The 15,458-nt window shown below is 37.9% G+C and carries 12 protein-coding genes; 3 read left to right on the top strand and 9 right to left on the bottom strand.

Annotated elements, in window-relative coordinates; translation table 11 throughout:
- Positions 1-49: 49 nt before the first annotated feature.
- Together ACH3O9_RS08355 and ACH3O9_RS08350 are read right to left on the bottom strand one after the other, a co-directional pair.
- On the bottom strand, positions 50-1,294 hold the full coding sequence (locus ACH3O9_RS08355; protein ID WP_416446188.1) for a DUF4374 domain-containing protein: 1,245 nt from the start codon (positions 1,292-1,294) through the stop codon (positions 50-52).
- 31 nt (positions 1,295-1,325) lie between these two features.
- Positions 1,326-3,719, bottom strand: a complete 2,394-nt coding sequence (locus ACH3O9_RS08350) for a TonB-dependent receptor domain-containing protein (protein WP_416446186.1) — start codon at positions 3,717-3,719, stop codon at positions 1,326-1,328.
- Positions 3,720-4,454: 735 nt separating this feature from the next.
- Here ACH3O9_RS08350 and ACH3O9_RS08345 point away from each other — a divergent pair.
- Together ACH3O9_RS08345 and ACH3O9_RS08340 are read left to right on the top strand one after the other, a co-directional pair.
- Positions 4,455-5,237, top strand: coding sequence for a GLPGLI family protein (locus ACH3O9_RS08345; RefSeq protein WP_416446184.1), 783 nt, complete (start codon positions 4,455-4,457; stop codon positions 5,235-5,237).
- Positions 5,238-5,253: 16 nt separating this feature from the next.
- Entirely contained in the window at positions 5,254-7,881 is a 2,628-nt protein-coding gene (locus ACH3O9_RS08340; RefSeq protein WP_416446182.1) for a carboxypeptidase-like regulatory domain-containing protein, read from the top strand.
- Here ACH3O9_RS08340 and ACH3O9_RS08335 read toward each other — a convergent pair.
- From ACH3O9_RS08335 to ACH3O9_RS08325, 3 genes are read right to left on the bottom strand one after another with little or no spacing between them, the layout of a single operon-like run.
- A complete protein-coding gene (locus ACH3O9_RS08335; RefSeq protein ID WP_416446180.1) occupies positions 7,878-8,744 on the bottom strand; it encodes a cupin-like domain-containing protein in 867 nt (288 codons plus the stop codon). The two genes, ACH3O9_RS08340 and ACH3O9_RS08335, sit on opposite strands and share 4 nt — an antisense overlap.
- Positions 8,745-8,762: 18 nt before the next feature.
- Entirely contained in the window at positions 8,763-9,842 is a 1,080-nt protein-coding gene (gene bioB, locus ACH3O9_RS08330) for a biotin synthase BioB (RefSeq protein WP_416446178.1), read from the bottom strand.
- Between the two features lie 57 nt (positions 9,843-9,899).
- Complete coding sequence (locus ACH3O9_RS08325) at positions 9,900-11,102, bottom strand: beta-ketoacyl synthase N-terminal-like domain-containing protein (protein ID WP_416446176.1); 1,203 nt, start codon at positions 11,100-11,102, stop codon at positions 9,900-9,902.
- Positions 11,103-11,204: 102 nt separating this feature from the next.
- On the opposite strand from ACH3O9_RS08325, the gene ACH3O9_RS08320 reads away from it, so the two are divergent.
- Positions 11,205-11,660 (top strand): cytochrome c oxidase assembly factor Coa1 family protein, encoded by a 456-nt coding sequence (locus ACH3O9_RS08320; RefSeq protein WP_416446174.1) that lies wholly within the window; start codon positions 11,205-11,207, stop codon positions 11,658-11,660.
- 58 nt (positions 11,661-11,718) lie between these two features.
- On the opposite strand, the gene bioA is transcribed toward ACH3O9_RS08320, so the two are convergent.
- The 4 genes from bioA to ACH3O9_RS08300 form a co-directional block, all read right to left on the bottom strand.
- Entirely contained in the window at positions 11,719-12,984 is a 1,266-nt protein-coding gene (bioA, locus tag ACH3O9_RS08315; RefSeq protein WP_416446172.1) for an adenosylmethionine--8-amino-7-oxononanoate transaminase, read from the bottom strand.
- 97 nt (positions 12,985-13,081) lie between these two features.
- On the bottom strand, positions 13,082-13,702 hold the full coding sequence (bioD, locus tag ACH3O9_RS08310) for a dethiobiotin synthase (RefSeq protein WP_416446170.1): 621 nt from the start codon (positions 13,700-13,702) through the stop codon (positions 13,082-13,084).
- Complete coding sequence (locus ACH3O9_RS08305; RefSeq protein ID WP_416446168.1) at positions 13,695-14,111, bottom strand: putative signal transducing protein; 417 nt, start codon at positions 14,109-14,111, stop codon at positions 13,695-13,697. Before ACH3O9_RS08305 ends, bioD begins: the two co-directional genes overlap by 8 nt.
- Positions 14,112-14,146: 35 nt before the next feature.
- Positions 14,147-15,316 (bottom strand): aminotransferase class I/II-fold pyridoxal phosphate-dependent enzyme, encoded by a 1,170-nt coding sequence (locus ACH3O9_RS08300; RefSeq protein ID WP_416446166.1) that lies wholly within the window; start codon positions 15,314-15,316, stop codon positions 14,147-14,149.
- Positions 15,317-15,458 lie beyond the last annotated feature (142 nt).

Raw genomic sequence — 15,458 nt, 5'->3', positions numbered from 1 at the left:
AGTAAATAAAACCGACTCGCTAAATACTAGCGAGCCGGCAAATAAAATGTTATAATTTAAAAAATCCTGCGACAAAATTAGCTTCTACCTGAGCTCCTTTTGTTGCTGTGTAATTTGCAGTATCCATTTTATACACAAAAATACCATCATCTTCAGGAATACACAGATATACAAAATTACCTTCCTGTAGAGCTGCTAATCTTCTACCGTCCCCGTTATGCTGAGGCACACCACTTACGAGGTTCACTGTTTGTGCTTCAAGATCGATCACTGCAGATTCCAGCGGACTGTCTGACCACGCTCCCTGCTCATTTCTTGCTGCCATATTAATTTCAGCGAAAGCTTTACCATCTCCCAGATATTTTAAGTGTGCAGTATTATAACCACCTGTAGCTTCTGCAATATCAAAGAAATATTCAGTATCAAACTCAGTTGCGCCGCTATCGATTTTTAAGATTCCACTAGGCTTAGTGCTCTGGCTAAATCCGTTAGCCGGATTAGAATGAGAAACGGCATAAATATTTCCATCTTCATCTTTTATAAGTCCAGACTTCACATTAAACCCACCTATTGGCCCCACGCGATTATCTGTAATCACTTTTTCAAATTCAAGTTCAGGATAAGAGAATACCGCTACTTCAGCCTGATCTGTATAGCCAGTAGCATACGTATTAGGATCGCTTATGTAATAACTTAAGAATAAATGGTCATCACTTACAACCATACCTGAGTAAGAAGGTCCCACAAGTTCCGTAATTTCAGAAACAGGAACTTCTACGGTTTCAGTTACAGCTACAGTATTTACATCAAATTTGCGAAAAACAATCACATCTGAAGCACCAGACATAGTCACCGAAATCAATGTGTTTTCATTACCGGTTATAAGATCTGAAAGACTGTTTTCAAAAGAAACATCACCCGCTTGATCTAATGATTGATTTTCTTCATTTTTAGTGATGGCAACCACATTTACATCATCAAGACCACCAAGGCTATAAATTGTATTATCGATCTGAGTAAAATCGTAATAACCGGGTTGCTCAATCCCTTGTCCTGCTGCAGAAAGCGTACCGCTCATCACATCCTCAAAAGGAACTGAATAATACGTAAAACCACCTTCACTACCCTGAATAGCCAGAGAAACCACATAAGGATTATACTCTACGGCTGCGCCGCCATCATCATCTGTACCACCCACACTATCATCATCACTACTACAAGATGAAAAAGAAAAAACCGTTAGAACAGCTAGAAATAGTAATGCCATTCTCTTTGTAAAACTCATTGAATTCATATTCTTTAATTAATTATTATACATCATTCTATTATAAAACATACCTTAGTTTAAGGTAAAAAGCTCTTCCTGGTTTTTGTAACCTGTATTTATCATATAGCATTTCATCTGTGAAATTGCGACACTCTAGTGAAATATTGTATTTACCAGCCATAAGACTGTAACTCACTTCTAAACTGTGAGACGACTGTTGCGGAATCACCCTTTTACTTTCTACATCGCCATATCTAGACCAGCCTAAATAATATTCCTGTACATAGTTATAGTAGTAGTTCACATTTAAAAGTGATTCTTGTAAAACGACATCTTTAAAAGACAACCCCGCAACTGCATTCCCAAATAGATAAGGTGTATTGGGAAGGCGGGAACCTTTATTAAAATTGGTTTGATAGCCAGAATATTCACTATAAGTTTGATTTGCCTGATCAGTAATATTCTGGTAGGTGATATTTGCTTGTAAACGAAAGAAATCTTTCCAGCTATAGCGAAGACTTCCCTCAACCCCCACTGTGCGCGATTCTGCTAAGTTGCTGTAATTAGTTTGTGGACTAGCCACTGTCACAACCTGATATATAAGATCTTTTGAATTACGGTAAATAAAGGTACCATCTGCCTGAAATTGATGATCTTGTGCCACTCTAAAGTCATAAGTAGCTCCAAAGTTTAAATTATCGCTCTGTTCAGGGCCTAAATCGGCATTAGGCTGTACAAACAAACCATCACCAAATATTTCAGTAGCCCATGGCATGCGATAGGTGTGCTCGTAAGAAGTTTTTAATTGAAGATTAGGCAATACAAAATAGGAAGTAGCTAAACCGTAACCAAAATTCTCCTTCGCCGATTCATATACATTTGTCGAATTTTCGGTTAGGCCATACTGTAAGCTTGATTTAGCTTTCAAAAAATAGGCTTTCCCAAATAATGTGGTGCTCCATTTTTGATTATAATCAAATTTATAAGACAACCCAAGCACATGCTTATTTAATGATTTGGGGAATTGGTTCTGTATTCTTTCCGGATTTTCTTCATCAAATACCTCTCGATGAAAATATTGATATGCATAATTAAAAGCCAAAGCATGCTTTTCATTAATTAAATACCCACTATTAAACTGACCCGTAAACTCATCATCATCTAAAGTAACAAGGCTTGCAGCGCCATTTTCGGCATCTGTAGAAGAATTACTTTCTATTGTATCTCCATACCAGTTATAGCGCACACCGGCAAGGGTATCAATATTTTTGGTTTTGGTGATATTGTATGAACTGGTAAGGCTAACATCGAGACCATCAGCAAGAAAATCCTTCTTCTTGTATTTTAAGGTTGGGATAACAGAAGTACTTTCACTGGTTATAGCACCATAAACAGTCGCCATAGTGGCACCATTTTGTACCTGATTATCATCTGCTGAAGCAATAACTCCTAATAAAAGCTGATCTGCAAAATCTGTGTTCACAAATCCGGTTTCAAACTTTACAGTTCCTGATCTATACCTATCGTGAAATCTTCTCACTTCTGCCGTGTCAGTAATGTTTCCATTAGCATCTTTTATCTCTGCTAATACCTTATAATCGTTATTAGAATAATTATAATTTAAATTCCCTCTAACTGTAAAACCAGTTTCAGCATTTGTATAAGCTCCATTTACAGACGCTCTATGCGTGTTAAATGAACCAAAAGAATAGGAAGCATCCAGAAAATTATGCGTTTGATTAGTTATAATATTTACAGCGCCTCCCAACGCATCTGTACCTAACCAAACCGGCACTACTCCTTTGTAAACATCAATACGTGCAATAGAATTTACAGGGATGCTACTCAAGCTTAAAGAAGATCCAAAATTATCCATTGGGATACCATCGAGGAAAAATTTTACCTGATCCCCAGAAAACCCGTTTAAGGAGAAACTTAAATTAGAACCCAAGCCACCTTCCTGCAAAACCCGCACTCCCGGCACGCGGTCTAATACTTCTTTTGCGTCTGAAGTGCTGTTATAAAGCTCTTTAGTAGAAACAGAAGAAACGGCGTATGCCTGCTCATTCACTCTGCGTATAGCCGACTTGCCCTTAAGCTCAACCTGACCAATCTCATAAGCTTCTTCGCTTAATTTCACGGTTACATTAAGGTTTTCTCCAGATGTAAGTATTACTTCTTTTTGCTCAGTCCTAAATCCAAGAAATCTGAATTCTAAAATATATGTACCAGGCTTAATCTGATTAAATTGAAATTCACCATTGGCATCTGTAACAGTCCCTATGTTTTGAGTTGTCAAAATCACAGTTACCCCTTCTAAAGGTAGATCTTCTGAAGATGTAACAGTTCCTGAAATATTTCCATAGCTTGATTGAGCTGTTAGCTCAGCCGGAAGAGAAATTAGGAAAAGAACAAAAATTCCTGTGTAAAAATGAAAGTTTAAGAGTCGCAAAGTAATTTAGAACAGTTTTAAATTGCGGCAAATGTAAAAGAATTTTTCTTTTAGGAAAACTTATTTAGAATAAATAAAAAGAAGCAATAATGAAAAACTGGTTACCAGTTATTTCCAACATCAGATTAAACATGTTAATTACAATTGATCTAAACCCAAGCATTGCACAGAATGAGGACACAGAAATTATACCGACACCTTTAACCCACTTGACGAAAAACGCCTGAAATGACCCAAAAATCGGTCTTACTAATAAAAAAACTAGCCGATTACCTGCTATATCGTTACTGGCCGGGAGAGTGGGTTTATGAAAAAGCTAAAGATGTGGTGCCATATCATTGAACATCAAATCATCTGTAAATTTGTGTTAATAAAAAGTTAAGTATTTGAATTGATATTATGATTTCTGATATATATATATATCTTTAAGTAATACTAATCAAATAATTAACGATACGAAAAAATTATTCTTACCTGTAGTACTTGTTTCTTTTACATTGGATTCAAATGCATCAGAGACATCAAATACAAGCAATTTTGAAACTGCTTTTGAATGTCACAGGCACATAAGTGTAGATTGTGATGGGGATGGCAATGCTGACTACGAAGGCACGGTACGTTGTGAGTATGGGGATGCATTGAGAGATCAATTTATCAGTGCGTGCCGCTAACCTGTTAATTTAATACCAATGACCCAAGATAGAAGATTAAATTTTGGGTCATAATTTTAATCCTATGAAATTTATTATACCTACTTTTTTAGTTTTTTTAATCCCTATTTCCATCAACGCACAAACCGGAATTGTAAATTATGGTGAAATACAAAGTATGGGAATGGGAAGTTCGGTAGGTCCAGACTACAATGCTATTTTAGTTTTTGACACCAGCAATTCTTTATACATCACCCGTAAAGATTCATTAGAGGGCGGTCATATATTGGAACAGAGAAATTTTGAACATACTGATGGCAATGGCAGTTCTATAACAGTAGTGACAAATCCCGAAGGTTTTTTGTACTATTATAATTCTCATCATAAAATTCTATATTCACGCGATTTGGGTTTCAAATATATAAAAGATAAAACCATAGCTATCCCTTGGAAAATCCAGGATACAACAAAAAAAATTGGGGATTATACAGTACAAAAAGCAACAGCTTTTTTTCGAGGCAGGAATTATACGGCGTGGTTTACCACTAAAATACCCTTACCATACGGCCCATGGAAGCTTTCAGGACTTCCTGGATTAATTCTTGAAGCTTATGATACTGATAAAGAAATCTATTGGTATTTTAAAAACATTGAATATCCCTCAAAAAAATCATATTTATTAAAGCCTATAAAAGCCCCTAACGATATATGGATGACTTTTGAAGATTTTAAAAAGTTCTCTATAAAGACATATCTTGATGCTCAGGTAAGCGGTAGAATGATCGCAGAAAGTGCTGGTTATTCAAATAATGATGAATATGAGATGAGTAAAAGCAGGATAGAAGCCTTTAAAATAGAAGAAAATTAAAGTACTTATTAGACTATTGCTGTATGTAGCCATTCTATCAACATGGTCAGCCAAGAGCCAGCAGTTTTATATTTCTGGAATCATTATAGACTCTATTTCCCAAGACCCTGTAGGTTCTGCCAGTATAATTGCAAAAAATGACAATTCAATTTTAGCTTACACCTATACCAACAACCAAGGTGACTACTCATTAATGGTTGAAATGAAAAACACACTTGATTCTATTATTCTAGAGGTAAATAGTCTGGGCTTTAAAAAACAAACTCAAAAATTAGCTTTCAGTACAAAAAACCAGCTTAGTTTAGATTTTCAGCTCCTCCCGCAAGTTGAAGAACTCAACACCGTCGTGCTTAAATCTGATGAAAAAATAAAGATCAATAGAGACACGGTTTCATATAAAGTAGCTGCGTTTACAAACAAGACTGAGCAAACTGTTGAAGACGTACTTAGAAATATTCCCGGTATCGAGATTGATGAAAATGGCAATATTAAGGCACAAGGCAAGAATATCCAAAAAATATTGATTGAGGGCGATGATCTCGCAGACCGCAATTATAAAGTCATCTCAAAAAACCTCGATGCCAATGTGCTTGATAAAGTAGAGGTAATCAGCAATTATGATGAAAACCCGGTTCTAAAACAGTTTTTAAACAGTGAGGCAGTCGTCATTAACCTAAAACTTAAAGACAAATCAAAGTCCATCTGGTTTGGCACATTTAAAGCAGGAGCAGGAAATGACAAGCGCTATCTTGCAGACATTAACCTGGGTCTGATACGTCCAGAAATAAAATTTCTGGATTTGGGTAATTATAATACTACCGGAAACCCTGCAAAAGGCCAACTTGAAAATTACACATTTGAAAGTTTGGGATTTAATGATTTTGATGAAAATTATACCTTTCAGGCAGAACCCTTGCTAAGCCTTCAAGGTAACTCTACCCTGCTTGATGATAAATTTTACACAGAGAATAAAAGCATTTCAAATAACCTGCTCGCCAACAAATCCATCTGGGAAAAGACCAAATTGAGAAATTCACTTCTTATATATCAGGATAATTTAAACAAAAACTATTTAGATAACACACTCTATTTTTTGCCTGATGGCAACATCACCTATAGCGAGTTGAACCAATTTGACTTTAAAAACACAAATCTGACCAACGATTTGGAGGTTAAACATCCCATTAATACCGATAATTTCCTCACTTTTCAAACTAAATTTTCCATTGCTGAAGAACTATCGGGCAACCGCCTGCTTTTCAATGATCAAAATAGCATCGCTCAAACATTGGGAAACAAGCAATACAAACTGGAAACCAATATTCATCATACAACAAAGATCAAAAAAGGGGCACTTACAATCTATGGCTTTACTGGGGCTCAAAACAATGAATTTGTGCTTGATATTTCTCCAAATACCCTGTTAACAGAAACCCAGCAGGCAAATACTACGATAAAAACTGCCATACTCGATAACACGATTTATCAAGGCCTAAAAACAAGCCTGATATTTAAAATAGGCAAATTTTCCTATTCCCTGCTTGCAGGCATAACAAATACTAAAAGTAAAATTAAATATGATGCCACTCAAACCGATGGGCAACAACCTACATCTACTGCGGTAGACAGCTTATCAGGTATAAATCGACTCAATGAATTTGAAACATACGCCGCTTTTAAAGGACAGTATAGCCTCATACCAGATAAACTCCTTCTGGAAAGTGAGCTGCAACTTCAACACATAAACTATCAACCCAGGATTGATCCCCAGCACTTCTTATTTTTTAATCCACAGGTAAAATTGCGGTTGATTAAAATACCTGTGGGATCTTTTTCCCTTGGTTTTAGCAGAAAAAATGAAATCCCCAAACTCAATCACTTTAACAGCAACTTTGTCCTACAGAATTACCGAAGTTTACGCTTGGGTGCATCAACAGTTAAAGCCATAACATCAAACCAATATTCCTTTTCTTATATTTTAAGCAAAAAGAAAGAGCGCATCCTAATAGATGCAGGTATAGCTTACTCTGAATATAATAGAAACCTTGTTGCCAACAGCCTACTAACGCAGAATTTAAACAGCACCCGCCTTGTTTACGCTCCTGGTGGAAGTTTATTTACCGCTAGAGCAGGTTTTACAACCTACAGCGATTTAGCAAAAATCTCTTTTAAATTTGGCTACAACAAAACCCGATTTAAAAATCCCTTCGTGTTGAACAGTGATTTTTATAGCATAGAAAACAACTCAGATAATTACTATTTTAGAGGGACAACCTATTGGAAAGGATTTTTGAATTTTCGATTCTCAGGAGGCTTAAATGTGAGCAGAGGAGAAATACAAGGATCAACAAATACCAATACAACCTACAAAGGAAAGCTAGAATCAATATTAAGGCTCAATGACCGTATTTTTGGAAACTTAGAAAACGAGGTGCATCACATCAATAATACCTTTTATGAAGCCAGTACGTTAACCCTAGAATACCGCCCGGAAAAAAAGGGCTATATTTTTGGGATACAAGCACAGAACTTGTTTAATACAAAAGAATATACCTTTAGCACTATCTCAGATTACACACGTAGCGATCTGGTTTTTGAAGCCGTACCCAGATATGTAATAGGTTATTTAAAGTTTAGATTTTAAACAGGAATACCATGAGCGGCATGCGTTTCAGTAATGGCGCGTTCATTCTTTTCATCAATCCAAGCTTGCCCTTTTCGTTTGCGCATAAAAATATCGTAATACCGCATCACAAAAACGTTGTATACAGCTTTGGCAAGATGTTTTGGCTTTCGCGGAAGCGCCCTTAAACTCATACTAAATCCCGGAGTTACATATTTCATATAATGCCAGTAACCTTCAGGCATATATAAAGTCTCACCATGTTTTAAATGGGTGATATAACCCTCAGCTTTTTTAAGCACAGGGAATTTTTCATAATCAGGATTATCAAAATCTATATCCTCCCGTGTGATTAAAGAATGTGGTACTTTATAGAGGTTTTCCGTTTCTGAAGGCGGAAAAAGAATACACTGCTTTTCACCATGAAAATGGAAGTGCAAAATGTTTGCCCAGTCAATGTCATGGTGCATAAAAACCCTGCTGTTCTCACCACCAAAAAATACCATAGGGATCTGCTTCAATAAATGCAATCCTATTTTTGGGAATTTAAAATCCTTCTTAAGAGAAGGCACATCTTTCATGATATTATAAAGAAAGATACGGTAACTCGTTGGCTCCCTTTTAAGCAGATCGATATAGTCTGCCATTTTCATTTTTGCATGGGCTTCATTAAAACCATCTTCATGGGTCACCGGGCGATCATCATAAAGTGGCACTTCACGATCTCCCGCAACTTCTTTTATATAATCGAGGCTCCACTTGTCATAAGCAGGCCAATCACCTATAAGTTCCTCAATAACAACTGGTTTTTGAGGCTTGAGATATTGTTCTACAAACTCTGCTTTAGAGATTGATTTGACTCTATTTATTTCAGTTAACTTCAATTAGATTGGTTTAAAATACTACGCTTTTGATTTGGCCTTTGCCACTTCATTACGGGGAATTACGTGACCTGGGCGTGACCATTTTGGTTTTTCGCCTAAAGGCAAATGAGCAGAATTCTCTGCCTCTACTGTTTGAGGTTGCGCCTTTTTGTCAAATGCTTTTTGAGGGTTAAGTCCTAATAATTTAAACATCGCCATATCCTCATTTACATCAGGATTGGGAGTCGTCAACAATTTATCACCGGCAAAAATAGAATTCGCTCCGGCGAAAAAGCACATCGCTTGTCCTTCTCTGCTCATCTGGGTACGCCCGGCACTTAGTCGTACCTGTGTTTCTGGCATTACAATACGCGTTGTAGCAACCATACGCACCATTTCCCAGATAGAAATAGGCTCAATATCTTCCATAGGTGTTCCTTCAACAGCTACTAAAGCATTGATAGGTACAGATTCAGGTTGTGGATCAAGAGTCGCAAGAGCTACCAGCATTCCTGCACGATCTTCTAGTTTTTCTCCCATACCTATTATACCACCGCTACAAACAGTAACGTTAGTCTTGCGCACATTACCTATAGTATCAAGTCTATCCTGAAAAGCACGTGTTGAGACCACATCTTTATAATAATCTTCAGAAGTATCAAGATTATGATTATAGGCGTACAAACCGGCTTCTGCAAGACGTTGCGCTTGATTTTCGGTTATCATACCCAGCGTACAGCAAACTTCCATATCAAGCTTATTAATAGTACGCACCATTTCAAGCACCTGATCAAATTCCTCCCCGTCTTTTACATTACGCCATGCAGCACCCATACAAACACGCGAACTACCGGCTGCTTTTGCACGTAAAGCCTGGGCTTTTACCTGCTGCACACCCATAAGGTCATTACCTTCAATATTTGTATGATAACGAGCCGCTTGTGGGCAATACCCGCAATCTTCCGGGCAACCGCCTGTTTTTATAGATAACAGTGTAGAAACCTGAACGGTGTTAGGATCGTGATGTAAACGATGTACAGTAGCCGCATCATAAAGCAGCTCCATAAGTGGTTTATTGTATATTTCCAGGATTTCTTCCCGGGTCCAATCGTGTCGCATAGCAAAATCTTCTAAGTTCAAAAATACTAAATATGTTGTTTATAACGCAGCAGCAGTTTAAGCTTTACTCAATAAAATACTAACTGCATTGCCGCCAAAACCTACTGCATTAACTAAAATATTATTCAATGTTTTGTTTTTGCCTTGCGGCGAAATAAAAGGCACTTCAACAAACTCCTGTGTTTGTAGCATGCGTATTGCAAGATCGAGACTCAACAAACCACTTGCACCAAAAGAGTGACCTATCTTCCATTTATTAGTTGTTAATAACGGAAGATTTCCTTCAAAAATTTTCTCGATCGCTTTAAATTCTGAGCTGTCGCCTAGCATCGTCCCCGGCGCATGCATTACAACAGCATCTACTTTTTCTCTCATTCCTGAGAAGTCAGAAATCGCATTACCACTATGACTTTCGCCAAAAGCATCTTCAATTGCCATTTTCATCGACCTTTGAAAACATTCTGCTTCAGCGGAAATAGAGACCGCGTGTTTTAATTTCTCTGTAGCATAGCCTATTCCGGTGACGTAGGCTAAGGCATTTTCTCTTTCCCCCACCTCTAAACATACCGAAGCTGCACCTTCGCCTAAAACCATTGTATTTTCGGTTTTATTTAAGTCAAAAGCTAAACACGGAAATTCACTTTTCTCATCTGCTCTGCTATACGTCTTCATTGCTCGCATCTGTTCAATAGTAAACGCTGTTAAAGCTGCTTCGCTACCGCCCACTAAAAATTTATCACACATACCGGCCTGCAACCAAGCCACTCCGTTTAATAAAGCGTGCAAAGCTGTAGAGCAGGTTATAGAATGTGAAATTTCTGGTCCGTGGTTTTGTAAATCCTGTGCCACCCATGAAGAAATGTTTCCCAGCGTAGTGGTAGGCGAAGCCAGTGTTGTGCTTTTATTATCTTTCGCAAAAGCGGAATAATATTTTTCAAAAAGCTGCGTCGCACCGCGCGAAGAACCAATATTAATTCCAAAATCATCTCCTTTTTGCCAGCCGGCAATTTTCATCGCTTCTCGCGAAACGTAGATAGCATATAAAACACTGGGATCTAGCTCTTGATAATTACGATTTTCACCCCGAATGGATTCAACCTGATTTTTGGTTTCTTCCGGCAATTCTCCTACCCACGCCTGAAAATCGGCTTTATAGCTCAAAAAATGGCTTTTATGGGCATAATTTCGGCTAATTGATGCGGGATTATGACCAAGGGCTGAAATGGCTGAAATTCCGGTAATGGCAATTGGTTGCTTCACTACAAATTTTTTCTGCTGCAAAAATAGTATTTCAAAAAAGGAGAACGTCTAAAAATTATTTTTTAGCATAAATACTGTTAGATTCGTAGTACAAATCTAATTATGTCAAATTATAATAACGAACTCATAGAAGAAGAACGCAGTTGGTGGTCGCGTAACTGGAAATGGGTTGTACCCACCGGCGGCTGTCTTACAATAATTTTACTGGCAATCATTCTATTGGGTACAGCGGTTTTTGGCTTTGTAAGTGAAGTAAAAAAAGGAACTGGTGCAGATGATGCTTTTGAAATTGCACGGGTAAACAAAAGAGTGCAGACAGAACTAGGTGAGCCTATAGAAAAAGATGGCTTTGGCAGTTATAATGTAAGTATTAATAACGGACACAAAACCGCAGAAGCCAAAATACCAATTAGAGGGCCAAAAGGTGAGGCTACTTTATATGTAAAAACCTCGGGTAGCGATGACGATAAAACCTACGAAATTCTGGAAGTTCAGGTAGAAGATACCGGTGAGACAATTGATATAAGAGAGGTTAAACTTGACCGCCGCAATAATTAAGGATAGCAAATCAAGTCAATTTTACAAATAGACTGGTCAAATTGTACCATACATTGATTTAAAATTTATCTAAAATCTTCCTTATTACATCATAAACTTTTTCCATCTCTTCTTTGGTAATCACATAAGGCGCTAAAATATAAAGCGTTGCTCCTAATGGCCGCAAATAAACGCCATTTTCCATACAGAAATTAAAGAGTTCATAGCGCAGATCGCCGTAGCGTTCTATCTTGATATTGAGATCCAGCGCATAGATAATGCCGCGCTGGCGGGTATTTTTGACCTTAGGATGATCTTTTATGGATGCATTAAACCCCTCGTGCCAACCCATTATGGTTTTAATTTTTTCCTGAATTTCATCAGAATTTAATAAATCAAGAGCGGCAAGCGCGGTTGCACATGCAATAGGATTTGCCGAATAAGTATGCGCATGAAACAAACCTTTGCCAATATCATCTGCATAAAATGCGTCATAAACTCTTTGAGTACAAGTCGTAATTCCCATAGGCACCAGTCCTGCCGTAAGCGCCTTTGAAAGGCACATCACATCTGGTTTTTCGGCTAAATAATCTGAAGCGAAATATTTCCCGGTTTTACCAAAACCTGTCATCACCTCATCTGCAATTGTGATAATATCCAGGGAATGGCAGAGTTTGAGAATCTGTTCTAGCCCATCAGGTTCATACATTAACATTCCGGCAGCTCCCTGAACCAGCGGTTCATAGATAAATCCGGCTAAAGGAGTTTCGGCATGAAAGCTTTCAATAGCTTTAAGAATATCATTCATATTTTCGCGGTCAGGCAAAGGAATGCGCTTTACATCAATAAAAAATTCTTCAAATGGCCCGTTATAAACTGAAAGTCCGGAAACTGACATTGCACCAAGCGTATCGCCATGAAAACCATTTTCAAAAGCCAGTAGAGTTTTGCGGGAATTGCCTTGATTGTGATGGTACTGTAAGGCCATTTTTATACCAATTTCAGTAGAAGTAGAACCGTTGTCATTAAACATCACTTTCTGCTGATTCCCTGGGAGGATTTTCATCAACTCCTCAGATAATTTTATTGCCGGCTCGTGTGTAAATCCGCTAAAAACCACCTGGTCCAGCTGTTGCATTTGCTCATAGGCCTTACTAGTTATATAGTCGTTGCAATGCCCATAAACGGCAGTGTACCACGAGGAAATCGCATCTACATATTCTTTCCCGTTTTCATCCCATAACAAAGCTCCTTTTGCCTTTACAATAGGCAAAGATTCCGGGTGCAGTTTGTGCTGCGTCAACGGGTGCCAAATGTGTTTTTTATCTCTTTCTGTTAAGCTCATGTCTTTATCTTATTAGCTTCCTCTCCTAATGGGAGAGGATTGAGGTGAGGGCTCCCTCATCCCCCGCCTTCTCCCCAAGGGAGAGGAAACGATTATATCAAATAAGTTTCTCTTTTAAAATTTCAGCATACTCCTTCACCACCATTTTATCAAAATAGGGTTCTTCGTCTATTCGACCTAAGATAGGAACGCCAGACATTTTTGCGATAATTGATTCTGTTGACTCGATTTCTGCGCCGCTGAATAAGATGCCGTGTATGTCTTTACCACTTTGTTTCAGCTTTTCTATCGTAAGCAACGTGTGATTGATACTGCCCAAATAATGTCGTGAAACCACAATTACTTTATAATCGGGTTTGATAAGATCTAAAATAGTTTCGGTGTCGCTGATGGGGACTAGCAGTCCACCGGCACCTTCAATTACCAGATTATTCTCCGTTTCAGGAATTTTTATTTCCGCGGAAGCGATATGCACACCATCAATTTCTGCCGCGGCATGCGGACTCATAGGAGTCTGTAATTCGAAAGCGCTGGGGTGGAATTTGGTTTTTTGGTTTGAAACCAGTTTCTCTACTTTATTAGTATCTGTATGGTCAAGATCACCGGCTTGTATAGGCTTCCAGTAATCGGCTTCTAAAGCTTCTGTAACAATTGCGGAAGCTACCGTTTTACCCACTTCAGTAGAAATGCCGGTAATAAAAAATATGTTTTTACTCATTACGATTAAATTGATTGTGACAGACTTCACATCTGTATGTATACCTTGTATAGAAAGGCAAGACAACAACAAGCAAACTCACTAAAAAAGAAATCAGCGCCCTAAAGCTTTTTATGCTCGTAAAATAATCTATATCTGTGCTGTTACATTTAGGACAGTGAAGAGGCTCACCGCTGTCGTCTAGTGAATATTCCTCAACTGTAGAAAGGATTTTCTTTGCTTTTTCTGCATCATTTTCCCAAACGGCGAGTTTAACTCCGCCTATAGCATTACTGATAATGGGATCTGTATCTACGGTATATTGATCTTGTAAAAAGGCTTCAATTCCTTCAGACTCCAGCATCCCTTTGAAGATTATTGCTTCTGATGAATACTGATAAACGGCTACGATTTTAAACTTGTCATTCACACCGCAAATTTACTACCCAGCTCTCAATCCTTCTCCTATGCTGGGAAATTATTTACCAGTTCTGCAAGAAGTTTTAAAACAGTGCTTATTTCTTGTTCTGTATTGTAGCTATGCAAACAAAAACGAAGTCTCTCCTGACCCGCAGGAACTGTAGGAGATAGAATAGGTTTTACATCAAAACCAGCTTCATTTAGCTTTCGCGAAAGCATTTTTACATTAGAATTACCCGGAATTACAGCCGATTGTATAGCCGATTTTCCTGCGATAAAGCGGGATTTTAGACCTAAAAAGTCGGTTTTTTTGATAAAAAATTGGATGTTTTCGGGTAGTTTTTTCAAAGCTATAATCTCATTATCAGGACGGTATAGTTGATTATAGGATGAAATGATAGTTGCAACAGCATGCGGAGCAAGAGCTGTGGTATAAATTAGGCTTCTGGCAAAATTGACCAAATACTTTTTTAATTGCTCGCTTCCTAAAATGGCGGCGCCATGGCAGCCCAGAGCTTTGCCAAAAGTAACCAGCCGTGCAAAAACTTTATTTTCTAATCCCAATTGCTGAATTAAACCTTCACCATTCTTGCCGAAAACGCCAACAGCATGCGCTTCATCAACAATGAGGGGGGCTTTATATTTTTCACACAGAAAAACGAGTTGTTCTAAATCAGGACTATCGCCATCCATGGAAAAAACGGATTCTGTGACAATATACATTTCTGTATTTAATTGGTTTCGACTGCGCTCAACCTGACATAAACGTTCAAAATCTGCTAAGTCGTTATGCTTGCATTTATATGATTTGGCCAGACTTTGCCGCATTCCATCTCGTATACTCGCATGAATAAATTCGTCATACAAAATTACATCTCCTCGCTGTGGCACCGAACCAAAAAAACCAACATTGGCATCATAACCCGAGTTAAAAATCAAAGCAGCTTCGGTTTTATGAAAGCCACAAAGCAGATTTTCTGCCTCATCATATAACTTATGATTTCCTGAAAGCAAACGCGAACCTGTAGCGCCATTTGTTTTTAAGCCTGAGGATTCCAGAATTGCTGAAGCCTCTCTAAAAATGCTTTCGCTTTTAGCGAAACCCAAATAATCATTAGAGGAGAAATCAATCAATTTTGACTGATGGGTGAGTGCCCGCAGCGAATTACTTTCGGTACGTTTATCGAGCTTGGCTTGTAGTTTTTGAGGAAGCATAGTACAAAGATAAATGCATCGTTCTACCTACCAAAGAAGTTTGGCAAGACCTACAAGGTTTTAAAACCTTGGAGGACAATTATTCCTATAAAATTATCGTTTTTCAATAATTTTTATATATTTGTTATCGTAAAACGATAAT

Source organism: Leeuwenhoekiella sp. A16 (genome assembly GCF_047946675.1).
GTDB lineage: Bacteria > Bacteroidota > Bacteroidia > Flavobacteriales > Flavobacteriaceae > Leeuwenhoekiella.
Note: the sequence above shows the minus strand (reverse complement) of the source record. Positions and strands in the feature narration are given on the sequence as shown.